The organism is Bradyrhizobium niftali (assembly GCF_004571025.1).
Classification (GTDB): Bacteria; Pseudomonadota; Alphaproteobacteria; order Rhizobiales; family Xanthobacteraceae; genus Bradyrhizobium; species Bradyrhizobium niftali.
Genome location: NZ_SPQT01000001.1, coordinates 707580 through 730445, shown reverse-complemented (window position 1 = coordinate 730445; position 22866 = coordinate 707580). Strand labels below are relative to the sequence as shown.

Below are 22866 nucleotides of genomic sequence, written 5' to 3'. Positions count from 1 at the left end.
CTCCGATTTTGAAATCGCTTGGAGGCCTGCCCGTTATGCGTCGATGACAAGATCGGAAAGAGGGACGGCCTGGCATGTCAGGCAATGCCCCCCATCCAGATCCGCGCAATCGACGAAATGACGAACCTCGCCGGTCTTTATCGGCACGGCACAGCTTTCGCATTGTCCGACACGGCAACCACTCGGAAGCGCAAGCCCGGCGCCTTCCGCCGTCGCAAGGATGCTAATCAGCGGCACCTGCGGCGACCATGTCAGTGTTCGGCCAGAGCGGGCGAAATGAATCCGGCGCGGCACGAGGCGGTCGAGCGCGGATGGCGCGGGCGAACGGAAACGTTCCCTGAAGATCTCGAATGCAGGCACGCCACGCGCCTGCAGACCCGCGCTCACCTCTTCCATCATCGCATCGGATGCGCACATGTAGAAGCGCGCACGCTTGTGCAACAATTCCGGATCGAGATCCGACACGGTGAACCGGCCCTGCCGGTCAAAGCGATCGCCGCTTCGCGGCTGGCTCAAATGTGTGACGAGGGTCAGGTTCGGAAGCCTCTGCCGCAGCGCCTCGAGCCGATGCTGGAACGGGCGGCTCTCGTTATCCCGGCAGCCATAGTGCAGCGTCACACGCGGTTCGTCGCTAGTTCCCTCCAGCGTTTCGAGATAGGACAGGAATGGTGTGATGCCGATGCCGCCGGCGATCAGAACGACCGGAAATTCGTTGCGCAGCGGCAGGACGAAGCCACCTTTCGGTGACTGTAGTTCGACAACGTCACCGGGCGCGAGCCCATGCCTGATCGCCGTCGAGACCCGCCCGCCCTCGATGTGCCTGACGCCGATGTCGTAGGCCTCGTGTGACGCGGCCGCGGCTCCGGTGAGCGAATAGGATCGGATCGCACCGCCCATCCGGACGCTGACATACTGGCCCGGCCGGAAAGCGGGAAGCGAGCCACCGTCGACGGGCCGCAATGTGAGCCCAACCACATCGGAACATTCCTCGCGACGCTCCGCGACGGCGAATGACCGCCAGCCCTGCCAGGACGTACCCTCCTCAGGTGCGACATCGCAGGCAAAAGAGCGCAGCGCCAGTGCCCCGCTCAGGGGATCGCGGCCATCTTCAGCGATGATGGCGTTGAAACTCGCACCGACAGGCTGTGTCGCGTCCGGAAGATAGCCCGGAAGGCCAAGATCCGGCGCCGGCTGCCACCAGCCATAATCGCTCGCCACCACATCCTGCGCGAGCGCATCGTTAAAGATGGCCCGCATCCGGATCGCGCCCATGCGGCTGCTGACGCGCATCCAGTCACCTTCCTGGATACGCCTGCGGCGGGCGAGTTCAGGATGAATCTCGGCCGTCGGCTCCGCGCGCTTGCGACGCAACGTATTGATGCCCCGATGCTGGCTATGGCAGAAATAGCCGCTATTGGCGGAGAACAGCGTCAGCGGAAACGCCTCGTCACGACGCTCGGTTGGCTCGATGAAGCGCGGTACCGCAGGGTAGCCATGGCGATGCAGGAGTTCCGAATAGAGCTCGGCCTTGCCGGTCTGGGTGGCGAAGCCGGTCGTCTCATATTTGCGGTGGAGATGCTTGAGCGGCACGCGAATGCCCTCCGGCCTGGCCCGCAGCGCTTCGAGGTCGAGGCCGAGCGGCGCAAGCAGATGCTCAAAGCCTTTCTCGACATCGCCGTCGAAGAACAGCTCGCCCATGCCGAGCCGTTTGGCGAGCTGGAACACGATCCACATATCCGAACGGGCCTCGCCCTGCCGCGGAATCATCTGCGGGCGCAGCTGCACCAGTTCCTGCGCCTCGGGCGAAATCTCGAAGCCCAGGCGCAGCGCCTCGTGCTCCCAGGGGCTCGAGACCGGCAGCACGATGTCGGCCATCTCGGCGGTCGGGTTCAGGAACAGATCGCAATGGACCTGGAAGTCGAGCGCCTTCAGCGCCTCCCGTCCACGCTCCGGCGCTGGATGCGACACGAGAAGATTGGAGCCGAACGCGAACAGCGCGCGCACGCGGTAAGGCTTGCCGGTCAGGGCCGCGTCATAGAAATCGCTGGAGGTGATCCAGCCGTCGGTAGGCGGGCCGAGCGGGCGCTCCGAGAGGCCGAGCGTGCGCGCTCTCGTCTCCAGCGGGATCATCGCGATGGAATGCAACGAGGGCACCGGAAGGCTGGGCATCCGGACATTGCCGCCCGGCGCATCGAAGCAGCCGGTCAGTGCATAGAGCGTTGCGACGGCGCGTTCGGTCTGTGAGGCATTTGTATGCTGTCCGAGCCCGGTCCAGCCGTGATAGCAAACCGATGCCGCAGCCGAGATCGTGGCCGCGAGTTGCTCGACCTGCGCCGCCGGAATACCGGTGGTACGCTCGACCGTCGCGGGATCGTAAGGCTCGGCCGCCGCGACATAGTGGTCGAAACCGGTGCGGCAGGCGATAGGACCCTCGGGATCGATCACTTCGAAGTTTCCTTCGAGCGCAGCCACAGCTAGTCCGTCCGCGGCGAGCGCCGCGCGACCCGCGGCCTCGTCCCAGACCAGGAAGCCGTCGCCCTGGAGCCCGATATCGCCGGCGCGCAAAAAGCAGCCGTCGCTGTTGCGGACCAGGAAGGCGGCATTGGTCCAGCGTCGTACGAACTCGGCGTCATAGGCGCGGTTGACGATCAACCAGCGTGCCAGGCCAAGCGCCAGCGCAGCATCGGTGCCGGGGCGGATCCGCAGCCACAGATCGGCGTCGCGCGCCGAGCCGGTCAGGCGCGGATCGATCACCGCAAGCTTGGCGCCGCGCGCCCGCGCGGCGCTGATCGCCTCGGCCTGGGCCAGCCAGACATTGGCGGGGTTGTGGCCCCAGAGCAGGATGAGTTCGGAATTGCGATAGTCCGCCGTCGGCAAGCCACAGCCGAAGGTGAAGGCGTGGGCGTGGTCCTTGTGCCAGTTGCAGATCTCAGTGGAGAAGCAGTTGTTCGGACTGCCGAAGCCGCGGACGAAGCGCTGGATCCAGTCCAGGCTGTCTGATGTCGAGGACGAAGAGCCGGAGGTCACCGCGAACGCGACCGATTCCGGCCCGGTCTCTTCCCGGTAGCGGCCGAGCCGTTCGGCGATCTCGCTCAGTGCCTCGTCCCAGGAAATCGGCACGAAGCCCGGATCGGGGGCGCCCTTCGGCGCGGTGCGTCGCAGTGGCGTCTTCAGGCGCCTGGCCGAGTGCGCGATCTCCGGAGCGGCCCTGCCCTTTGGGCACAACGCCTTGCCGGTTGGATGAGCCGGATTCGGCTGCACAGCGACAAGCCTGTCATTCTCGACCACATTGAGCGTGCCGCAGCGGGAGCGGCACAACGTGCAGAAGCCAGGCTTTTCCTGCTTGGACATCGTCAGGCCTTCGTTGTCGAGCGCCCTCGCTCGGGAGACCGCACGAGGGAACTCGGATTGGCCAGCAGACTCGCGGCCGTGAGATCCTCGATCGCCGCGCCGACCGATTTGAACAGGGTGATCTCGTTGCGGTCAAGGCGACCCGACTTCGTGCCATTAGTCAGTTCGTGGAGATCGCCGCAAATCCTGTCGGCGCTCCAGCTTCCGGCGGCGATGGGTTGCAGCAGGTCTCCCGCCTCGGCCAGTGCTCCGGCATAGGTGTCGATGAAGACGCGGCTGCGCAAAACGGCGTCATCGTCGCTTTCGCGCATCTGCGGTGTGAAAGCACCGACAAGGTCGACGTGGGTTCCCGGCCGCAGCAGTGCCCCTTTGACCAAGGGCTCGGTCGACGTCGTGGCGCAGGTGACGATGTCAGCCTGCGGCAAGGCCTCGGCAAGGTCGGCCGCACTGGCTGCGTTGACGCCCCGCCGGACAAGCGTATCGGCCAGGGCCAGCGCGCGCCGAGGATTGCGTCCCCAGACCAGCACCTTCTCGATCGGACGTACGGCGCAGTGGGCTGCGACGAGGTGAGGTGCGAGATGGCCGGTTCCGACGACAAGCAGTGTGCGGCTGTCGGCGCGCGACAGATAGTCGGATGCCAGCGCCGAGGCGGCCGCAGTGCGCCGGTTGGTCAGGGCTTCGCCGTCGATCATGGCGCGCGGCTGGCCGGTCTGGCCATCGAGCAGGAAATAGAGCGAGGACACCGCTCCGAGACCGCGCTCGGCGTTCTTCGGAAACACCGTGACGAGCTTGACGCCGAGCGCCTCGCCGCGAACCCAGGCCGGCATCGTCAGGAGACTGGCGGGCGCGCCGTCGACGCCGACCTCGTAGGCCTGCCGCAACGGCATCGGCTCGCCGTCGCGCCTGAAGGCCTCACGCAATGCTTCGATCAGCTTGGGAAAGGCAAGCGCGGCATGGACGTCGGCAGCGGAGTAACTGCGCAGCATCGGTATCATCCCGTCCCAATCATGAAAGTGCGCTGATGCCGGTGCAAATCCAGATGACTTCGGCATCCTCCTTGCTCAACGACACGATGGCATGGCCCATCTTGCTGTCGAAATAGGTGCTGTCGCCTACCTCGAGCGTGACGGGAGCATAGAATTCCGTGAACACCCGGACGGTACCGGACAGAACGCACAAGAACTCCTCGCCTTCGTGACGCACCCAGCCAGGGAACTCGTCCAGGCTGCGCGCCCTGATCCGCGCCTTGAACGGCAGGATGTGTTTCTGCGAAAGGTCGGTCGCCAGCACTTCGTAGTCGTAAGTATCGGTCGGATGCGGCTTGCCCTCGCCGCTACGGGTGACGCTGCGGCGGCCAAAGGGCGCGCTCTGGCGACGCTGGTCGAACAACTCGACGATGTCGAGCTCGACCCCACGCGTGATCTTCTGGAGCACGTCATAGGTCGGCGACATCTGGCCGTTCTCGATCTTCGACAGGGTCGAGCGGGCGACCCCTGTGCGCTCGCTCACCTCTTTCAAGGTCCAACCCTTCTCGATCCGTACGCGCTTCAGCCTCTGACCGAGATCGTCGCTTGTCTCGGCCGGCGCGACGTCGGCCGAGAAACGCGCTGGCACGATCTCGGCGGCCGCGGTCTCCCTCAGCGACGGTCGCGTCGCAGTCTTCTTCATCGCGGCTCTCTCCCTTTTATTGCGTATGTGACGCCCAGCGGCACGAAACCGCCGGGACTTGCCTCATTTCTTTACGAGCGGGCATTCACTCTGGGCAAGAGATTGAAAGGCCTGCTCCCCAGAGACCGTCGCCACGACATTATAATAGTCCCATGGCTGCTTCGATTCGGAAGGTTTCTTGACCTGGACCAGCAGCATGTCGTGGACCATGCGGCCGTCCTCGCGCACCTTGCCGCCCTTGGCGAAGAAGTCGTCCACAGGCAGCTCGCGCATCTTGGCAGCCACGGCCTTGGCTTCATCGGTGCCGGCGGCCTGGATCGCCTTGAGATAGTGCCGGATCGAAGAATAGACGCCGGCCTGCGGCGCGGTCGGCATGGCATTGCGCACCTCGAAGAAGCGCTTGGCGAAAGCCCGTGTCTCGTCGTTCTGGTCCCAATAGAAGCCCTCGATGAACGAAATCCCCTGCGCGGTCGACAAGCCGATCGCGTGGACGTCGGTGATGAACACGACCGGCGCGGAGATGGACTGGCCGCCCGCGATGATACCGAACTCATTGGCCTGCTTGATCGCCGTCGTCATGTCCTTGCCGGCGGTGGCGAGAACAATGACCTTGGCTTTCGACGCCTGCGCCGGCAGCAGGAACGCCGAGAGATCGTTCGCGCCGAAGGGATGGCGGATGGTGCCCAGAACCTTGCCGCCACTCGCCTTGATCGCCTCGCTTGCGATCTTCTCGAGCGAATGTCCGAAGGCGAAGTCGGCGGTGATGATGAAGAAGGTGTCGTTGCCCTTGTCGATCAGGGCCTTCATCGGTCCGACCGCGTTGGAATAGTTGTCGTAGACCCACTGAAAGCCGGTCGGTGAGCACTGCTTGCCGGTCAGATCCGTCGTCCCCGGCGACGAGAACAGCGCGACGCGGTTGGTCTCGCGCGTCAACTGCTGCACCGCGAGCGCAATCGCGCTGTTGGTGACGTCCGAGATCGCATCGACCTTCTCGTTCTCGATCCAGCGCCGGGCGATGCCGACGCCGATGTCAGCCTTCTGCTGATGATCGGCGCCGATGATCTCGATGGGCTTGCCAAGAACCTTGCCGCCGAAGTCTGCTGCCGCCATCTGCGCCGCCAGGAGCGAGCCCGGCCCATTCAGGTCGGAGTACTGGCCGGACATGTCGGTCAGTACACCGATCTTGACCACGTCGTCGCTGACCTGGGCCGTGGCCTGACCGCCGACGGCGAACGAACCCAGGAAGAGCGCGGCCGCGATCCCGCGCAAGGATTTGGAAGGCGTCGGTTGCATCATCTATTCCCTCTTGTCAGATCCACTCTCTCGAGCGGGTTTGGCCCGGTCCTGTCCTGCTCCGCCGGACGGCGAAGCTGTTCGAAATGTCTCTGCTCACTCCTGCGGCGCGACCACCACCTCGCGGAGCGCGGCGGACGCAGCCGGCGGTGTCCGGCGCAGGCGATGCCAGAGCTCGATCAATTCGCCGACGATGCCGCGCCGGAAGGCGAGCACGCAGAGCACGAAGATCAGGCCGTGAATGACGGTGACCCATTGCCCGAATGCCGCCAGATAGTTCTGCATCGCGACGACGATGAAGGCGCCGACCAGCGGGCCATAGAGGGTGCCGACGCCGCCAAGAAACGTCATCAGCAGCACTTCGCCCGACATCGACCAGTGCACGTCAGTGAGGCTGGCGAGCTGGCTGACGATCGCCTTGGTCGAACCCGCAAGCCCCGCCAGAGCCGCCGAGAGCACAAAGGCGACGAGCTTGTAGCGATTGGTTTCAAAGCCGAGCGACTGGGCACGCACGTCATGATCGCTGATCGCCTTCAACACGCGCCCGAACGGCGACCCCACCAGCCGCATGATCAGGAAAAAGCCGCCGAGGAATATCACCAGCACGAAGCCGTAGAGATTTGCCGGCTGCGAAAGGTCGATGAGGCCGAACAGCATGCCACGTGGAACGGCCTGCAACCCGTCTTCGCCGCCGGTAAAGCGCGCCTGGAGCGCCACGAAATAGACCATCTGCGCGAACGCAAGCGTCACCATCGCGAAGTAGATGCCGCTGCGACGAATAGCGAGCCAGCCGGTGACGAGGCCGAGCATGGCCGCCGTCGCAGTCCCGGCCAGGATCGCAAGCTCGGGAGATAGCCCCCAGATCTTGGCGGCATGGCCGCAGACGTAGCCGGCCGAGCCCAGGAACATCGAGTGGCCGAAGGAGACGAGCCGCCCGTATCCGGCAACCAGGTTAAAGGCGCAGGCGAACAGCGCGAAAATCATCGCCTTCATCATGAAGCCGGGATAGACGACGAGTGGCGCGGCCGCGAGGCAGCAGGCGAGTGCCAGGAAGATCAGCGTCTGCGTACGCATTGACGGCGCGGTCGCCGACAGGCCGGACTGCGGTTGGCCCTGCGCCGCCTCGAGCTTCGAGCCGAACAACCCCGCTGGACGGATCAGCAGCACCACCGCCATCACGACAAAGACAACCGTCGTTGAGGCTTCGGGATAGAAGGCCTTCGTCAAGCCTTCGACGATGCCGACGAGAAAGCCGGTCACGATCGCGCCCATGATCGAGCCCATGCCGCCGATCACCACCACAGCAAAGACGACGATCAAGAGATCTGCGCCCATCAGCGGACTGACCTGGTAAACCGGCGCGGCCAGCACGCCCGCCAGCGCGGCAAGCGCGACGCCGGCGCCGTAGGTCAGCGTGATCATGCGCGGGACGCGGATTCCGAACGCCTGTACCAGCATCGGGTTTTCGGTTGCGGCTCGCAGGTAGGCGCCAAGCTTGGTGCGCTCGATGACGTACCAGGTGCCGAGGCAGATCACGACAGAGGTTACGATCACCCAGGCCCGGTAGTTCGGCAGGAACATGAAGCCGAGATTGCGGCCACCCATCAGCGCCTGTGGAATCGTATAGGGCTGGCCGGAGGATCCGAACCAGTTGCTGAAGGCGCCCTGCACCATCAGCGCGAGACCGAAGGTGAGGAGCATGCCGTAGAGATGGTCGAGCTTGTAAAGGCGCCGCAGCAGTAACACCTCGATCACGATGCTGATCGCACCGACGATGAGCGGCGCCAGGATCAGCGCCCACCAATAGCCGACGCCGAGATAATTGAGCAGAAGCCACGCGCCCATCGCGCCGATCATGTACTGCGCACCATGTGCGAAGTTCACGATGTTCATCATTCCGAAGATCACCGCCAGCCCGAGGCTCAGCATGGCGTAAAATGCTCCGTTGATCAGCCCGAGCAGGAGCTGGCCATAGAGGACTGCAGAAGGGACGCCGAGGATCGTGGTCATGATGCCCTTTAAAGTCCGAGATAGCTCTTGAGCGCGCCCAGTCGGCCCTCGAACGCCGCGCCCGGAATTTCCTCGACGACACGCCCGAGCTCCATGATGTAGTGTCGGTCGGCCAGGCCGGCGGCGAAGCCGACATTCTGCTCGACCAACAGGATGGTGAAGCCGAGCGCCTTCAGTTCGGTGATCGTCCGGCCGATCTGGCGGATGATCATGGGAGCGAGCCCCTCGGTCGGCTCGTCGAGCAGCAGAATGCGCGCACCCGTGTGCAGAATGCGCCCGAGCGCCAGCATCTGCTGCTCGCCGCCGGACAGCTTGGTGCCCTGGCTGTCGAGACGCTCCTTCAGATTGGGAAACAGCGTGAGGATCTGCGCGACCGTCATGCCGCCGGCGGCGACCTTCGGCGGCAGCAGCAGGTTTTCGCGAACGCTCAGGCTCGCGAAGATGCCGCGTTCCTCCGGACAGAAGGCGATGCCCTTGCGCGCGATGTCGTAAGGTGCGGCACCGATGAGTTCGTGGCCATCGAGTGCGATCGAGCCCGAGCGCTTGTCCAGCAGCCCCATGATCGCCTTCAATGTCGTGGTTTTTCCGGCACCATTGCGGCCGAGCAGCGTCACCACTTCCCCGGCGCGGACACTGAAATCCATCCCGTGCAGGACTTTGGACTCGCCGTACCAGGCCTGGAGATCGCAGACCGCGAGGCTCTCACTCATGTGCCTGCCCCGTATAGGCAGCCATCACGTCGGCGCGCGAGGACACTTCGGCATAGCTTCCCTGCGCCAGCACTTCGCCGCGCACCATCACCGTGATGGTGTCGGCAAGCTCGGCGACCACATTCATGTTGTGCTCGACCAGCAAGACCGTACGGCCCTTGCCGGCCTCTCGGATCAATTGCGTCACCCGCCCGATATCTTCATGACCGAGCCCTGCCATAGGCTCGTCGAGCAGCAGCACGCTGGGCTCCAGCGCGAGCGTCGTCGCAAGTTCGAGCACGCGCTTGCGGCCATAGGAAAGACTGCCCGCCATCGTCCCGGCATAGTCGGTCAGGCCGAAGCGCTCGAGCAACGCGTCGGCGCGCTCCAGCACGCGACGATGATGCGCAATCCGGCCGAGCAGATTCCAGGCGAGACCATGCTCGCGCAGCAGCGCGAGCTCGATATTCTCGCGCACAGTCAATCCGGCGAAGACTGCGGAGATCTGGAAGGAGCGCACCACGCTGCGCTTGGCCATCGCCGGCATGCTGAGGCGGGTGACGTCCTGGCCATCGTGCAGGATCATGCCGGCTGAAGGCGGAAGGAATTTCGTCAGTAGGTTGAATAGGGTGGTCTTGCCGGCCCCGTTGGGGCCGATCACGGCGTGCATGCTGTTGCGGGCAAGGCGGAAGTTGACACCGTTGACGGCGAAGAAGCCACCGAACTCGCGGCTCAGATCGCGAGTCTCCAGAGCGTAAACGGCGCCGTCCGTCATGCCTTTGCCCTGCTGACGTCTGGATCGCAGCTTGGAGAGACGGGTTTGGACCAGACCGCGGGTCCATCTTTGATCAAAAGTTTCCTATCGTCAACTTATTTCCTATAGGATCATTCTGTTGCACTTCTGAATTTCGGGGCTACAGCCGCGCCTCGATCAGATGGACGAACTGCGCCCCGACCTCGTACAGCGCCGTCCTCGCGCTCCGGAAATTGGGCTTGATCGGCGTCGATGCCGGAAGCGGCAGGTCCTTCTCGTCGAGTTGTCCGAGCGCGTAGAGGGCGAGCAAACGCCCGAACGTCGTACCGGGCGCAATGCCGCGCCCGTTGTAGCCGCTGAAGCCGAACACGTTTTCGGCGAGCTTGTGGAAGCGCGGCAGGTGATCGTCGGTCATGCCGATCAGGCCGTACCACTCCGCTTCGAACCTGACGTCCCCGATTTGCGGGAAAAGCTTCTTGAGCGCCCGTCGTGCCCAGGATCGATGAACCGCAGCACCCGTCCCTCGGAGCGCGCCGCAACTTCCGAACACGAGGCGGCCGGCGCGATCGAAGCGAAACGAACTCAGCACCTCATTGGTGTCCCAGGCGCCTTGCCGTTCGGGAAGAATGGATGCGCGAACGTTGTCGGACAACGGCTGGGTGGCGAAGTTGAAATAGGGCAGATGGATCTGCTCCGTCCTGACTTCGGACCAGGGCCCCGTCGCGTAGGCGTCCGTCGCCACGATGACGCGGTCGGCGATGACGTGGCCGCCCGCGGCCTGCAGCTTCCACTTTCCGTCAACCCGCTCGGCCGAGGTAACCGCGCTGCGGGTGAATATCTTCGCGCCGGCATTCACGGCGCTGCGGGCAAGGCCCCGCGCATACGCCAGCGGCTGGATCGTGCCTGCGCGCCGATCCCACAACGATCCTGCATAGGCCGACGAGCCAATTTTCGCGGCGGTGTCGGCAGCGTTCAGCAACTCGACCGGCGCACTGCGACGGCTCCACTGCGCCGCACGCTGCTCCAGCTCCCTCAACCCTTTGAGCCCGACGGCGCAATGGAGCGTGCCGGCACGCTCCACCTCGCATTCGATGCGGTGGCGCTCGATTAGATCGAACACCAATTTCGGGGCATCGCCCAGCAATTCGAGAAGACGCTCACCGTAATCGCCACCGAGCACATCGCCAAGGACGTCCGGCATCACCCACATGCCGGCATTGACCAAGCCGACGTTCCGGCCGGCCCCGCCAAAGCCAATCTCCACCGCCTCGAGCAGCGCGACATTGGCGCCTGCCTCGGCGAGATGGAGCGCGGCCGACAGACCGGTATACCCGCCGCCGACGATGGCCGTGTCGACCCTGATCGATCCCTTCAGTCCGCTCGTTTCCGGGGCCGGTGGCGCGGTCAACTCCCAAAGACCGTGGGATCTGGCGTTGTCTAGCATCGGCTCCGACGTCCTCGTCTGTTTCCGCCCGCAGGGTCGAGTTGTCCGAGGCGCGTTGACTGGTTCATTCCAATTCGGCAAGTGAGATGCCGACCGCTGCAGGGGGCCGAATACCAGGACTGCGGGTCCGGGCGGTAATCTAGCGTTGCCAGTTGCGGCGGGCCAAGTCATGTTTGATCAAGACCTCATTCGGCTGGAGAATGACGTGCAAGGCCCCCGCCGCTTCCTACCCTCACTGCCTCTGTTAACCGCCTTTGAAGCGGCGGCACGGACCGGGAGCATCACAGCCGCGGCCAGGGAGCTATCGCTGACGCAGAGCGCGGTGAGCCGCCAGGTCAAGGCGCTGGAGGAGCAGCTCGAGGTCGAGCTTTTTCATCGCGAGCGGCAGACCATCCGCCTGACCGTGGGTGGAGACGCATACGCCCGCGAGATACGCGATGCGCTGCGCAAAATCAGCACGGCTTCGCTCAATCTGCGCGCCAATCCGTTCGGTGGCACGCTGACTCTCGCAATCCTTCCAACCTTTGGCACACGATGGCTGGCGCCGCGGCTGCCCAAATTCCTTGCGGGTAATCCCGGCATCACCATCAACCTGGTCACGCGGTTGTCGAGCTTCGACTTCAGGCTTGAGCCCATCGACGCGGCGATCCATTTCGGGCGCCCGGAATGGCAAGGGGGTGAACTGGCTTTGCTGCGGTCGGAGACCGTGATCCCCGCCTGCAGCCCAGAATTGCGAAGGCAATATGATTTCAAGGAAGCAAGCGATCTCCGGAAGGCCCCTCTCCTGCATTTGACGACGCGCCCGGACGCATGGGAGCAATGGCTCACGCTCCACGGCGTGGACGCCCATGCTGTCCACGGCATGCTGCTGGATCAGTTCGCCACCGCATCGCAGGCGGCGATCTCCGGGCTCGGCATCGCGCTGCTTCCCGAATTTCTCATCGAGGAGGAGTTGAGTGCCGGCAAGCTGGTGCGCGCCCTCGACCTGCCGATGAAAAGCGCCGAGGCCTACTATCTGGTCTGGTCGACCGACCGGGCATCCCACCCGCCACTTGTTGCCTTCCGGGAATGGCTTCTCCTGGAAACGGCACCAGACCGCTGAAGGTCGCCGCCTGACGGCGTCAGGCCTGCTGGCTTGCACTCACCTGCGAGCGATTTTGGATTTCGTCCACTAGTCATTCAGCCTCAGAATGACTTATTGAACTTCTATCGTTTGAAAATGCCGGGCCATTGTCCTCTCTATGAGGTGGGCGATCGCCTTCAAGGCCCGCGCTGCCGGAGAACGGTCATGACGCATCTCAAGACAATCGCTGACAGCCACCTCCTCTGAAATCAACGCGAGCCGTCGGAAAGAGTCCCTCATGTCAGACAAACAATCCGCTCATGCCAAAAACCCCTCGCTCAAGGCCGAGGTCGACGCGCTTCTGGTTGAGCTCGGTGTCGAGCCCGCCAGCTACACCGGTGGCACGCTGGTCGCGAAAACCCCGATCAACGGCGAAACCGTGGCGCAGGTCAGGCAGGTCGATGCCAACAGTGCGACCGCGGCCATCGAAAAGGCTCACGCGGCCTTCCTCCAATGGCGCCTGGTCCCTGCTCCAAAACGCGGCGAACTGGTGCGGCTGCTTGGCGAAGAGCTGCGCAGCAACAAGCGTGCGCTCGGAAGGCTGGTTTCCATCGAGGCTGGCAAGATCGAGTCCGAAGGCCTTGGCGAAGTCCAGGAGATGATTGACATCTGCGACTACGCCGTCGGGCTCTCCCGCCAGCTCTACGGCTTGACGATCGCCACCGAACGACACGAGCACCGCATGGCGGAGACGTGGCATCCGCTCGGCGTCACCGGAATCATCTCGGCGTTCAATTTCCCGGTTGCGGTCTGGTCGTGGAATGCCGCGCTGGCACTGGTCTGCGGCAATAGCATTGTCTGGAAACCGTCGGAAAAAACGCCCCTCACCGCCTTGGCGACCGACGCGCTGTTCGGACGCGCCCTGAGGCGCTTCAAAGCCGAAGGCGGGTCGGCCCCCGACGGACTATCCGCCGTGCTGATAGGAGGGCGCGAGATCGGTGAGACCCTCGTCAACAACACCAGGGTCCCCGTGGTCTCGGCAACCGGTTCGACCGCCATGGGACGCGCCGTCGCTCCGAAGCTCGCGCAACGCTTCGCCCGCGCCATTCTGGAGCTCGGCGGCAACAACGCGGCGATCGTAACGCCGACGGCCGATCTCGACCTGACGCTGCGCGGCGTTGCCTTTGCGGCCATGGGCACGGCAGGCCAGCGCTGCACCACGCTGCGACGCCTGTTCGTTCACGAGAGCGTCTATGACAGCTTCGTGCCGCGTCTGAAGAAGGTTTATGCGTCCGTTTCGGTCGGCAATCCCCTCGCCGGCAACCTGGTCGGCCCCCTCATTGACGGTCTTGCCTACGAAGCGATGCAGCGGGCCCTCGGCGAAGCCAAGGCCGCGGGTGCGGGCATTGTCGGCGGCGATCGCGTCAATGTTGCGGGCGCAGAAGCGGCTTTCTACGTCCGCCCTGCGCTGGTCGAGATCGGCGGACAGACCGGCTCGGTCGAGCGCGAGACCTTTGCGCCGATCCTCTATGTCATCAAGTACCGCGACTTCGATGCCGTGATTGAATTGCACAATGCCGTTCCGCAAGGCCTGTCATCGTCGATTTTCACCAACGATCTGCGCGAGGCCGAAGCCTTCTTGTCGGCGCGCGGCTCCGATTGCGGGATCGCCAACGTGAACATCGGCCCTTCGGGCGCCGAGATCGGCGGCGCATTCGGCGGCGAGAAGGAGACCGGCGGCGGACGTGAATCCGGCTCGGATGCCTGGAAGGCCTATATGCGCCGCGCCACCAACACGGTCAATTATGGTCGCACGCTGCCGCTCGCCCAGGGTGTCAAGTTCGATGTCGATTGAATGGAAGTCGCCGTGAACGCGCCGCTGCAGACAGAATTTCGAGCCGGGACTTTTCATTGCAGTTGGTCCGCAGAGCGTACGCCGAGCCCTGTGGAGGTCTGAGATTGGTCGCCTTTATCAAGCGCACTGGTCCTTCGCTTGAACATGTCCGAGGCCATGAAAGCTGCGACTGCATTGGAATATTCTTCCAACCCCTCAAAGCTAAAATGCATATCGCCCGGCCAATAGAACTCCTCGGGCCGCGACCCGAACCGCCGCCTCAACGGCTCAGTGGCATTGAAGAAAAGAAAGCCATTGTCGATGCACATCTTCTCGACAGTAGAGCTGACGAGATCGTTCCAGACGTGCCCTTCGGCGTCGGGCTTCAAGTGCTCGAGATGAGGATGAAAGATGAAGAGCACCCGGCTCCCGTCCTCGGTGTAATCCTTCAGGATGTCAGCCAGCTCCTGCAGGTTCCGCTGGAAAGTCGAGAGCGGTTCTGCATATTTCCGTTCGAGATCGGCGCCGTGGTCCTGCGAATAGCCAAAGAGGACGAGGTCATCCGGTCGGTTTTTCTTGATCACCGCCGGCATATGTACGAAGGAGAGCCAACCTTTCGCCGCGAACCGCATCAGATACAGTGGATGCTCGCGAGCCTCCATCAGACCGACGCTGCATGCATGTCCGATGGGTGAAGCCTTGACGCCAACATTCTGTCCGCGCTCGTTGCGGACAATCAACTTACGATATCGTGCGAAGTCGTCGTAGAGATCTGTCTCGTCCACGTCCACAACGATGTAATCGGGATGCACAATAGGCAGCAGCTTCTTCGCCTGGGGCACGAAGATCGCCGGAGAATAGGACGTATATCCAGCATTGTGCGTCTTCAGACAGACCCCGCGTTCCTTCTTGATATATTTTGCAACGTGATACGGGAGCGTGTTCTCGTCATCATAGCCTTCCATGAAGGAATCGCCGAGAAACAAGACCGAAAGCGGCTTCCTACACCCCTCAAGTAGAGCCTTGTCGTCGATCACCCTGACACCGTTCTCGTCATAGTGCCTCTGGTAGCTGAAGCCAGTCAGGTCGCCGTAAATGCAGAGGTTCTGGCTTTCCGGAGCCGGCTTATGGTTCAGGACGTTGGACTCCCAGTTCAGATTGACACTCGCCATCTCCAAATCGAACAGAGGCCCAAAATACTGTTGCAGCCGCAGCCCGATCTCGAAAATCGCGCCCCAGGTGATGAGGAGCAACGCCCCCTGTCTGAGGAGGCGAAACCATGGCTTCATTGAAAATCTCCTAAATGAACTCCAAATGACTCAATGCATCGACTTTGGAACTGTGATTGCTTTCGATCAATAGATTCCTGATGCTCAAAGGGAGGGGGCAAACGGACAACGCCCCCGGTCCCAGACACCTGATGGGGCAGCTTGGATTGTCCATGGAGGCTTGGCCAGCTGCGATGCCGCAAGCAATCCGCGAAAGTTCGTCCGCGACACCGAGTCCGGGTTCGAATCGAACTTTCGGCTTGGCGATGCCCGGGCGCTCGCTTTCTTAAGCCTCCCGAACGGCTGGCATCACGAGCGGCTGTGGCCATCGGCTCTGGCCGCCGCGGAGCTGCTTCTCGTCGTCCCCTGGAGCAGTCCGGCTTTGTTGCAGCCGCTAAACCGTTTCTGGACGAAACTTGGCTTGCTCCTGCACAGGACCGCCAACCCAATCGTTATGGGCCTTCTCTTTTACGGTACAATTTTGCCGACCGGCCTCGTCATGCGGCCGCGCGGCGGAGACCTCCTGCGGTTGAAGCGCGAGCCCGACGCCGAGAGCTATTGGATTTGCGCGCACGCCGGGGCCAGCGCCGGAAACGATGAGAGACCAGCTCTGATGATGGATTTTCTGGTCGAACTCTGGCGCTTCATGCCGGTGCGGAAGAACTTGTGTCGATCCTTTGCACCGCCGCGTCACAACCGGCGACCAGTGCATCCATGATCCGGTCCCATACGCCAGCTCGCCGCCATCGATCGAAGTAACGAGTGGTGCGGGGACCGTAACTCTCCGGCAACTCGCGCCATGACGACGAATGTCGAACCGCTACAATGAGCGCCGCGATTTATCCCAGCTTGGCCCGGGCCACCGATATCGGTGCCGCACTCAAGCAACTGAAATCCGACGGGTCTGAAGCATAAGAACGCCGCGCTCTACCCCACGATTACCAGTGCGAGCAGACCGGAGCCGAGCAGAGCGACGCCCACGAGTGTAACCGCCAAAAAAGCAAGAGATGTGAATTCTTCACGCATGTATGTGTAGCCAAGGAGTCACCACGCTCCGACCATCACAAGAGTGGCGATGCTCAAAGCCGAGCAGCACAGAATGATGACTGGCGCGATTAAGTTTTGGTGAGACCGCATTGCTGGCTCTCCGAGTTAGAAGGAACGCAAACAGTAGGCCGGCAATGTGTTTCCCTGACTTCGAGGTTGCTGGAAAGTGGTTTCGATCCGATGTCATTTGTTTCGTCTTCGCGGGGCGAATGAAGTCTCCTCACGGGTTCGCGAACGCGAAACGGAACCAGAGACCGATTCTCCCAATCTCGGATCAAACCTCAAGATGAGGCCCCGTTCGGGTTGGTTTTTGACAGTTATTCCGAGGCATCGATCGACTCGCTGGGCGTCGCATTTGCCGCTGCATTCTATGAGGCGACGTCGGGCGTCTGTAAGGTGAACCGTCCTGCGCGGCCGCGCGCCCGGGGCCGGCGCGACTGGGACCTTCTGCGGATATCCCGATGCGATGCTGCTGCCCTTTTCCTCAATTGACATAGGGCTCGCTTATCGGCACGGTTTACGCCCACGTCCATGCTGGCATGATTTGCAGATCCGGCGTCGGCCCGCAAACGTGCAAAACCGCCCCATTTGATGCTCCAGGCGGAACAACCGCTGAAGTTGATAGATGGCTCCATCGAGAACGGATACGGGCCGGCTTGATCACCAGATGGATGATGATCCGTCCCGCACTCATCCGCGCGCCGCCGCTCATCCCCTGGCGGACGATCACGTCGCCGAGGACGGAGAGCCGCAGCCACGCACCGATCAAGGTAACGGTGCGCCCATAATTCACCCGCCCCAGGGGGCCCCTGCCTTGTCGTCCACGCACTTCGGTTCCGGGCAGGAGGAGTCCGGACGTGTGACGGCAATTGGGAATTGGATACAGCGTGGACGCCGCATCTGGCGCAGGCATCTCCAGCGCGATCAACTCCCCGAGGCAACCGGAGGGTCGATGGGAAACATCGAGCGCTGGCTGCTCGCGTTGCTGAGCGTTCTCGTCATCGTGAGTTGCGTTTGCGCGACCATTGTCTTGATGCAGGCCACGGCGCTCAAAGCGGAGATCGCCACACTGCAACGCGAAATCATCGCGCTCAAGCTACGCGTAGCCAGGCTCGATCAGATCGCAAGCGCCAATGACGCCCGTGACAAGCCAGGCACCGAGACACCCAAGCCGCCGGCCGAAAATCGCCCCGACCAGGCTGTTCTCGTCCTATCGCGCGAAGAGATTCAGCTGATCCGCGACTATATCAAGCCCGCCCCAGTTGCGGGCTCCGCAACTGAGTCGATCAAGGTCGGCGATCCCGTCACGGGAGAGACGATCCCGTTCCCTTCTCCGATCACTGAGAAGGTCCGCAAACTACTCGGCGCGAGATTTACCATCCGCAACGGCGTCATCGTCATTACCCGCATCGGCAGCCGTCAAGCCGATGTTGTGATCGGGCCCAATTAATGAGAGGCGGCTTACCTATGGCTGATTATTCGGCGGCCTTTCGATGAACCGACGGCTACCATTGAGAAGCTCGAGGTTATTCGCGATGACCGGGTTGCCTGGATCGAGCGAATAAGCCTTCTCAAACTTCCGTCGCGCCGCACTCAGATTGCCGCGCAGCATGTACGAATAACCCTGATCATTCAGGATTTGAACGGTCTCGCCCCCCAGCCGAATCGCATGGGCATAGGCCTGATCGGCCAGGTCAAACCGACGCAGACGGTCATAGCTTGCCGCGAGCCCAATCCAGGCCGTCAGGTCCTTCGGTGATTTCTCGACGGCGTCCTTGAAATAGCGCTGGGATAGCCCGTAGCTGCCGCGGTTGAAATGCTCCAGTCCCAGCCGCACTGGCTCGTCGGACGGGTAATATTTGACGTCGGTCGGTTCCTGCACGGGGTCCCCGCCCGGCGGATCCACGGGGGCCACGATCGCAGCCTCCCTCAGCGTGTAGTCACACCCCGCAAGGCCTGTCCCCAAGCAGCAATAGATCAGCATTAAGATGATGCGCCGCATAACTGTTGTCCCCGCCCGGCTCATCGGACTCATTGAAATAGCATCGTTGAATTTCCCAAAGCTAAAGCCCTTGGCTCCTCTACCTGTTCGGTGCTCCGCCAGTTCCGCCGACCGGTACCGACACGCCGGTTGACGAACCTGCCCCCAATCCCTCGATGTTGACGTTCTGCGTCGGCGTCGTCCGCACGCCCATTTGCCTCGTCGGATCGCTTATGTCGGGAAGCTGATCCACCGGCTGTTGCGTTTTGCCATAGCGTGTGACCGCGGCGCCCACGCGCCGAGCGTCATATGCGATCCTCCGGTCGCCGACGTTTCGCGGCCAGGGATGGATCGTATGGGTGACCGCGTTGACCTGCTTGGCATCGCCGGCACTCATTGTGATGGTGTCGGAACGCTGGAAGTAGCGGTCCACCTCGTCATGACCGGCGAGGCCGTAACATCCCCCGAGCAGCAAAGGCGCGAACAGAACCAGATACCTCTTGGTCATCTCTCGCTCCTAGTTGAGGGTCTTTACGACCGGCTGGTTGGCAGCGGCGGCCGGGGGCGGAACGGGTGTCCTGAGCTCAGGAGCGATGATGTGGCCGTACGGGCCCTTCACGTCGCCACCGGAATTGACGTAGTCATCGTAGCGCTTGCGGACTTCCATCTGGCCGTTGAGGAAGAAATCGACGTCGTTGGCCGGAAGGCGCGAGTCGAGCGGCGAGGCCAATTGCTGGCCGGGCGCCGCCGGCGCGACTAGGCGCGGCGTGACGATGATGACGAGATCGGTTTCCTGCTGCTGGTAGGACTTGCTGCTAAACAGCGTCCCGAGCACGGGTACCGAGCCGATCCAGGGCAATTGCGAAACGTCCTGGCGGTTGCGGGTCTGGAGCAGGCCGGCGATGGCAAAGCTCTGGCCGTCTCGCAACTCGACCGTGGTGCGCGCGTCGCGGCGAGACAGCGCGGGAATAGTCGTGCCAGCAATGGTCACCGCGTTAGCGAAATCAAGTTCACTGACCGAGGGCTCGACACGAAGGTTGATCACGCCCCGCGAGAGAACGGTGGGCACAAAGGCGAGCTCAACACCGAACTTCTTGAACTCGATCGTAACGGTGGGAAGCGCGCCCACAGTCGGCGTGGAAGCTACCGGCACTGGAAATTCACCGCCGGCCAGGAAGCGCGCCGCATCGCCCGACAACGCCATCAGGTTCGGTTCTGCTAACCTGCGGAGGACGCCTTTGGTCTCAAGTGCAGTTATCAAGACGTCCAACGTGCTGCCATTGCTGAGCTTCAAAACGCTTGTCAACAGGCTACCGAAAGGCACGGCGCCTCCAGCCAGAGTACTCGCAGTCCCTATCAGGGGAAGGCCACCCGGAGTCGACACATGGCCGCCGGTCACAGGATCCTGCAAAGGCGTTCCGGTCCTGTCCGCTGCAATACGTCCGGCTGAGGTTACCGCACCAGCCGAACCGCCAGCGCCAAGGCCTGTGTTAAATCCTCGCGATCCGCTCGCGTTAGCACCAAAAAGATTGACCCCTAGATCGCGACCAGCATCTCGACCGACCTCAAGGAAGCGCACCTCCAGCATCACCTGCTGTGGCGCCGCGACGGTCATCGCATTGACGACGGTGCCTCCTTTGGCGACGGTGCTGGTGGCGATTGCCATGGCCCGCTCGGCCGCAACCGCGTCGACGGCGGTTCCGCTGAGCACCACCTGACCCTCGGAGGCCGAGACGCGAATACCCTGCCCGCCGATGCTGGTCCGGATGTTCTGCTGCAGATTGCCGGTATCGATCACGACCTCGACGTCGAGGATCCCGATCTGCTTCATCGAACTGTCGAACAGGATGACGTTGGTGGTGCCGGTCTGCTTGCCCTGGACATAGATCAGGTGATCGCTCAGCGACTTCACGTCGACGATGTCAGGCGAGCCCGCAACAATCGTCGCAAAAGCCGTGTCAACCTTGAAGGTGCGCGACTTGTTGACGACCACCTTGACCCGCTGGACGTCGTTCATTTCGCTGACGAAGACACCGCTGGAGGAACCCCGCCGGTCTGCAGCCTCCGCGCGGTCGGCGGACCCAAACAAGGCCACCGCCGCGCCAAGAGCCATCACACCGGTGGCGAGACGCCTCCCTACCCATTTACCCGAAACGCCAGCGCCACCCATTCGAGTCCCCCCGCCGCAGGTTCACGGCTATCCCCGCAAATCTACGTGCTCGATGTCCCCAACAATTCCCTCCGCGCACCACGCCGCAGAGCTTACATTCCGTCCCACTACAATTCGTTACTTCGTGTTTCCGAGATCATCGTCCCTCATGCAGCCTCCTTGCAAGAAGAGACGCTTACCGCATTGCCGCAGGCAGCAAAGAAAACTTTCCAATGTTGCCAGCGAGCATCATTCTCTCTGCCCGTTCGGAACAATCCTGCAGCACAACCGCTCGGGTACGAGTTCCCGTCGTCGCCCCGCAGCCGAACGACGTCGAGTCCCGCTTGGAGATTCGCTTGGCCAGGCGCAGATAGGTCTGGCGAGTTCCATAGCTCTGGCGCAGTTCCATGCGCGCGCACTTAGCCAACTCGACCGGCGCGGCCACGCAGCGCTGCCGGGCCAATACACGTAAGGTATGCTGCCATATCCATGCATCCGGCATCATTGTAACGCCATGGCCAGCGACTGATCGGGTGTTCATCGGTGATGCCGGCGCTAGAAGGGAATACTTGTGGACGCGCTCGGCGCATTGAGTGCTGTGCCCCATATCGGCATCAGCATGGTGAAGCCGGCTTGGGAAGCCGTAACGGTCAAATTGTTGGTGCTGGCCCCCACGGTCAGTGTCGGCGTGAGATGGCCGAAATACAGGAAGGGCGCCGCATTCTGCTTAGCCGTCACGGACAGGGGATCCCCGGTGCAGCCGGCCGGCGACTGCGGCGGGCTTTGGACCACGTCAGGCGTGTAGCAGCTAATCATGACCGCCCGTGCGCCGACGCTCGCCAGCGTCCGCAAGGACTGCATCGTGATGGCATAGCGTCCGAGATCGATGATGGCGAACATCAATGTGAAAAGCGGCACGAACACGAGGATGAATTCAAACGACGCCATACCGCGATTGTCGAGCTTTCTCATCATTGCACCAAAGCGACAACTTGGGTGTAAACGATGGTGGCCGGGTCACACCCTTGCGTGCTCAGGTAGCCGCCACCGCTCATGTCGAGCGTTTTCGCAATCACTTGTGAGCAGGTCGTATTGGCACTGGCAGTCGTTCCGTTCCAGCTAACGTCGACCTTGGGGAAGTACATGGCCCCGCCCAGGCTAACTAGACCATTCCCGTTTACAGTGACCTTGTTGCTGGTCTTGCTCGGAGCCTGATCATCAATCAGGACTCCATTCAGATCAGACGAGAAACTGTTCGTAGCAGGTGCGGAGAGATCAACAGTCCCCCCGTTGATGGTCAGCTGCGAGTCACCGAGCAATACGAGCGTTACGCCTGTGCCTTTCAATTGTCCGCCGGTGACCTTTATGGTCGCGTTGTAGAAGAAATATGTTCCCGGGTCCAAAACGTACTTGTCCCCGTTCTGCACCGTGAAACTGCCGTAAGCGCCACTCCCCGCGCTATTCGGCGCGCAATGCTTCCACCCATCCGCCTGAACGGGGCATGACGGGTTTGTATTGCCAGTCCTGCTGTTGAACGATTTGGTGTCCAGTTTGCTGAGCGGATTGTTAGCGTACGGCATAAAATAATTGTGCGGCACGCTAACATTGCTGCAGGAGCCTGAGGGGGTGCAGCCACTTGCACCATAAACCGCCCATCCCGAACCGGTGAAAGTTGGCGTGCTGGCAAGTTGAACACTGGTGTCCGACATCAGCGCGCAGCCAGTTCCGTTGTTGCTGAGGTTACCAGCAAGCTTAAGCGCGCCTGAGTCAGGCCCAAGCGCCAAGGCGCACACCTTGGTCGGCAGCTGGACCAGCGCAATGGCTTGGGTGGGGATGTTGATGGTCAAAAAACCCAACACTGCCGACAAGTAGGCCGGTTGTTGCTGGCTGACCCTGGCGCGAACGGCGTTGCCGGTGCCTGCAGGTGGCGTTGTGAACGTGCCCGCAGTGTAGGTGCCGACATCGATCTGCACGGCCCGCGAGACTCTGGTCGGAAGACTCGACACACACGTGGTCCCTGGATAGGGCGTGTTGTCCTGCGGACTTGAGTTGCAGAACCCATTCTGTGCGGCGAATTCCTTGCCGCGATAGTCCACCGATTGCGTGTCGCAGGTCGCGCCAGCGATCGTGCACGAAAGCCGCAATGCACCCGAGTAAGCCGCCGAGTCGGCGGCGTTCTGCGCGTGCTGGCGGGTAACGTACCACGATCCGGCCTCGGCCCCGAGCGCGACCACTCCGATCAGCGGCACGAGCGCGATGGCCGTTGCGAATGCGGCAGCGCCTCGTTGGGAACGGAGCAGATTACGCATGGAAAC

The 22866-nt window shown here is 62.4% G+C and carries 19 protein-coding genes and 2 pseudogenes; 4 read left to right on the top strand and 17 right to left on the bottom strand.

Annotated elements, in window-relative coordinates; translation table 11 throughout:
• Window positions 1-33: 33 nt before the first annotated feature.
• The 9 genes and pseudogenes from E4K65_RS03270 to E4K65_RS03235 form a co-directional block, all read right to left on the bottom strand.
• Window positions 34-3351, bottom strand: a complete 3318-nt coding sequence (locus tag E4K65_RS03270; protein WP_135172880.1) for a molybdopterin-dependent oxidoreductase — start codon at window positions 3349-3351, stop codon at window positions 34-36.
• Window positions 3352-3353: 2 nt separating this feature from the next.
• The gene (gene lhpI / locus E4K65_RS03265; RefSeq protein WP_347340937.1) at window positions 3354-4337 is read right to left on the bottom strand and encodes a bifunctional Delta(1)-pyrroline-2-carboxylate/Delta(1)-piperideine-2-carboxylate reductase; all 984 of its coding nucleotides are present in this window, start codon (window positions 4335-4337) and stop codon (window positions 3354-3356) included.
• 19 nt (window positions 4338-4356) lie between these two features.
• Window positions 4357-5019, bottom strand: coding sequence for a helix-turn-helix domain-containing protein (locus E4K65_RS03260; protein ID WP_135172879.1), 663 nt, complete (start codon window positions 5017-5019; stop codon window positions 4357-4359).
• Window positions 5020-5082: 63 nt separating this feature from the next.
• A complete protein-coding gene (locus E4K65_RS03255) occupies window positions 5083-6312 on the bottom strand; it encodes an ABC transporter substrate-binding protein (RefSeq protein ID WP_135173198.1) in 1230 nt (409 codons plus the stop codon).
• 96 nt (window positions 6313-6408) lie between these two features.
• Window positions 6409-7305, bottom strand: a complete 897-nt coding sequence (locus E4K65_RS49705; protein WP_347340943.1) for a branched-chain amino acid ABC transporter permease — start codon at window positions 7303-7305, stop codon at window positions 6409-6411.
• A 141-nt stretch (window positions 7306-7446) separates the two neighbouring features.
• A pseudogene (locus tag E4K65_RS49700) lies at window positions 7447-8322 on the bottom strand (branched-chain amino acid ABC transporter permease); the annotation flags it as partial.
• A gap of 8 nt (window positions 8323-8330) precedes the next feature.
• Entirely contained in the window at window positions 8331-9032 is a 702-nt protein-coding gene (locus E4K65_RS03245) for an ABC transporter ATP-binding protein (protein WP_135172877.1), read from the bottom strand.
• On the bottom strand, window positions 9025-9786 hold the full coding sequence (locus tag E4K65_RS03240; protein WP_135172876.1) for an ABC transporter ATP-binding protein: 762 nt from the start codon (window positions 9784-9786) through the stop codon (window positions 9025-9027). The genes E4K65_RS03245 and E4K65_RS03240 overlap by 8 nt, the downstream gene beginning before the upstream one ends.
• Before the next feature lie 139 nt (window positions 9787-9925).
• The gene (locus E4K65_RS03235) at window positions 9926-11209 is read right to left on the bottom strand and encodes an NAD(P)/FAD-dependent oxidoreductase (RefSeq protein ID WP_135172875.1); all 1284 of its coding nucleotides are present in this window, start codon (window positions 11207-11209) and stop codon (window positions 9926-9928) included.
• 169 nt (window positions 11210-11378) lie between these two features.
• On the opposite strand from E4K65_RS03235, the gene E4K65_RS03230 reads away from it, so the two are divergent.
• Together E4K65_RS03230 and amaB are read left to right on the top strand one after the other, a co-directional pair.
• A complete protein-coding gene (locus tag E4K65_RS03230) occupies window positions 11379-12311 on the top strand; it encodes a LysR family transcriptional regulator (RefSeq protein WP_209312024.1) in 933 nt (310 codons plus the stop codon).
• Window positions 12312-12570: 259 nt separating this feature from the next.
• Window positions 12571-14127, top strand: coding sequence for an L-piperidine-6-carboxylate dehydrogenase (gene amaB, locus E4K65_RS03225; protein WP_135172874.1), 1557 nt, complete (start codon window positions 12571-12573; stop codon window positions 14125-14127).
• A gap of 53 nt (window positions 14128-14180) precedes the next feature.
• Here the strand turns inward: amaB and E4K65_RS03220 are convergent, their stop codons facing one another.
• Window positions 14181-15395, bottom strand: a complete 1215-nt coding sequence (locus tag E4K65_RS03220; RefSeq protein ID WP_135172873.1) for an SGNH/GDSL hydrolase family protein — start codon at window positions 15393-15395, stop codon at window positions 14181-14183.
• Between the two features lie 160 nt (window positions 15396-15555).
• Between E4K65_RS03220 and E4K65_RS03215 the strand changes: the two genes are divergently transcribed.
• The gene (locus tag E4K65_RS03215; RefSeq protein ID WP_235885445.1) at window positions 15556-16092 is read left to right on the top strand and encodes a hypothetical protein; all 537 of its coding nucleotides are present in this window, start codon (window positions 15556-15558) and stop codon (window positions 16090-16092) included.
• Here the strand turns inward: E4K65_RS03215 and E4K65_RS48435 are convergent.
• Window positions 16037-16192: pseudogene (locus tag E4K65_RS48435) on the bottom strand (transposase); the annotation flags it as partial. The gene E4K65_RS03215 and the pseudogene E4K65_RS48435 overlap by 56 nt on opposite strands.
• A gap of 1181 nt (window positions 16193-17373) precedes the next feature.
• Here E4K65_RS48435 and E4K65_RS48430 point away from each other — a divergent pair.
• Window positions 17374-17871, top strand: a complete 498-nt coding sequence (locus tag E4K65_RS48430; RefSeq protein ID WP_235885444.1) for a hypothetical protein — start codon at window positions 17374-17376, stop codon at window positions 17869-17871.
• 15 nt (window positions 17872-17886) lie between these two features.
• Here the strand turns inward: E4K65_RS48430 and E4K65_RS03195 are convergent, their stop codons facing one another.
• The 6 genes from E4K65_RS03195 to E4K65_RS03170 all read right to left on the bottom strand — a co-directional run bounded on the left by E4K65_RS03195 (window position 17887) and on the right by E4K65_RS03170 (window position 22860).
• Window positions 17887-18423 carry a tetratricopeptide repeat protein gene (locus E4K65_RS03195; protein WP_235885443.1) on the bottom strand — a complete coding sequence of 179 codons (537 nt, stop codon included), beginning with the start codon at window positions 18421-18423 and terminating at the stop codon, window positions 17887-17889.
• A gap of 79 nt (window positions 18424-18502) precedes the next feature.
• Window positions 18503-18910 carry a hypothetical protein gene (locus E4K65_RS03190; RefSeq protein ID WP_135172871.1) on the bottom strand — a complete coding sequence of 136 codons (408 nt, stop codon included), beginning with the start codon at window positions 18908-18910 and terminating at the stop codon, window positions 18503-18505.
• 9 nt (window positions 18911-18919) lie between these two features.
• Window positions 18920-20572 (bottom strand): type II and III secretion system protein family protein, encoded by a 1653-nt coding sequence (locus E4K65_RS03185; protein ID WP_135172870.1) that lies wholly within the window; start codon window positions 20570-20572, stop codon window positions 18920-18922.
• A 175-nt stretch (window positions 20573-20747) separates the two neighbouring features.
• A complete protein-coding gene (locus E4K65_RS03180; protein WP_135172869.1) occupies window positions 20748-21056 on the bottom strand; it encodes a hypothetical protein in 309 nt (102 codons plus the stop codon).
• A gap of 50 nt (window positions 21057-21106) precedes the next feature.
• Window positions 21107-21526 (bottom strand): TadE family protein, encoded by a 420-nt coding sequence (locus E4K65_RS03175; protein ID WP_135172868.1) that lies wholly within the window; start codon window positions 21524-21526, stop codon window positions 21107-21109.
• Window positions 21523-22860: a pilus assembly protein TadG-related protein gene (locus tag E4K65_RS03170; protein ID WP_135172867.1), complete on the bottom strand. Its 1338-nt coding sequence runs from the start codon at window positions 22858-22860 to the stop codon at window positions 21523-21525. Before E4K65_RS03170 ends, E4K65_RS03175 begins: the two co-directional genes overlap by 4 nt.
• Between the last annotated feature and the right edge of the window lie 6 nt (window positions 22861-22866).

Coding starts and splice junctions, on each gene's coding strand:
- E4K65_RS03270 (WP_135172880.1), bottom strand. CDS start 3,351: ATGTCCAAGCAGGAAAAGCCTGGCTTCTGCACGTTGTGCCGCTCCCGC.
- E4K65_RS03220 (WP_135172873.1), bottom strand. CDS start 15,395: ATGAAGCCATGGTTTCGCCTCCTCAGACAGGGGGCGTTGCTCCTCATC.
- E4K65_RS03260 (WP_135172879.1), bottom strand. CDS start 5,019: ATGAAGAAGACTGCGACGCGACCGTCGCTGAGGGAGACCGCGGCCGCC.
- E4K65_RS03190 (WP_135172871.1), bottom strand. CDS start 18,910: ATGACCAAGAGGTATCTGGTTCTGTTCGCGCCTTTGCTGCTCGGGGGA.
- E4K65_RS49705 (WP_347340943.1), bottom strand. CDS start 7,305: ATGAAGGCGATGATTTTCGCGCTGTTCGCCTGCGCCTTTAACCTGGTT.
- E4K65_RS03245 (WP_135172877.1), bottom strand. CDS start 9,032: ATGAGTGAGAGCCTCGCGGTCTGCGATCTCCAGGCCTGGTACGGCGAG.
- E4K65_RS03235 (WP_135172875.1), bottom strand. CDS start 11,209: ATGCTAGACAACGCCAGATCCCACGGTCTTTGGGAGTTGACCGCGCCA.
- E4K65_RS03230 (WP_209312024.1), top strand. CDS start 11,379: ATGTTTGATCAAGACCTCATTCGGCTGGAGAATGACGTGCAAGGCCCC.
- E4K65_RS03175 (WP_135172868.1), bottom strand. CDS start 21,526: ATGATGAGAAAGCTCGACAATCGCGGTATGGCGTCGTTTGAATTCATC.
- E4K65_RS03170 (WP_135172867.1), bottom strand. CDS start 22,860: ATGCGTAATCTGCTCCGTTCCCAACGAGGCGCTGCCGCATTCGCAACG.
- E4K65_RS48430 (WP_235885444.1), top strand. CDS start 17,374: ATGGGAAACATCGAGCGCTGGCTGCTCGCGTTGCTGAGCGTTCTCGTC.
- E4K65_RS03240 (WP_135172876.1), bottom strand. CDS start 9,786: ATGACGGACGGCGCCGTTTACGCTCTGGAGACTCGCGATCTGAGCCGC.
- E4K65_RS03180 (WP_135172869.1), bottom strand. CDS start 21,056: ATGATGCCGGATGCATGGATATGGCAGCATACCTTACGTGTATTGGCC.
- E4K65_RS03255 (WP_135173198.1), bottom strand. CDS start 6,312: ATGCAACCGACGCCTTCCAAATCCTTGCGCGGGATCGCGGCCGCGCTC.
- E4K65_RS03185 (WP_135172870.1), bottom strand. CDS start 20,572: ATGGGTGGCGCTGGCGTTTCGGGTAAATGGGTAGGGAGGCGTCTCGCC.
- lhpI (WP_347340937.1), bottom strand. CDS start 4,337: ATGCTGCGCAGTTACTCCGCTGCCGACGTCCATGCCGCGCTTGCCTTT.
- E4K65_RS03195 (WP_235885443.1), bottom strand. CDS start 18,423: ATGCGGCGCATCATCTTAATGCTGATCTATTGCTGCTTGGGGACAGGC.
- amaB (WP_135172874.1), top strand. CDS start 12,571: ATGTCAGACAAACAATCCGCTCATGCCAAAAACCCCTCGCTCAAGGCC.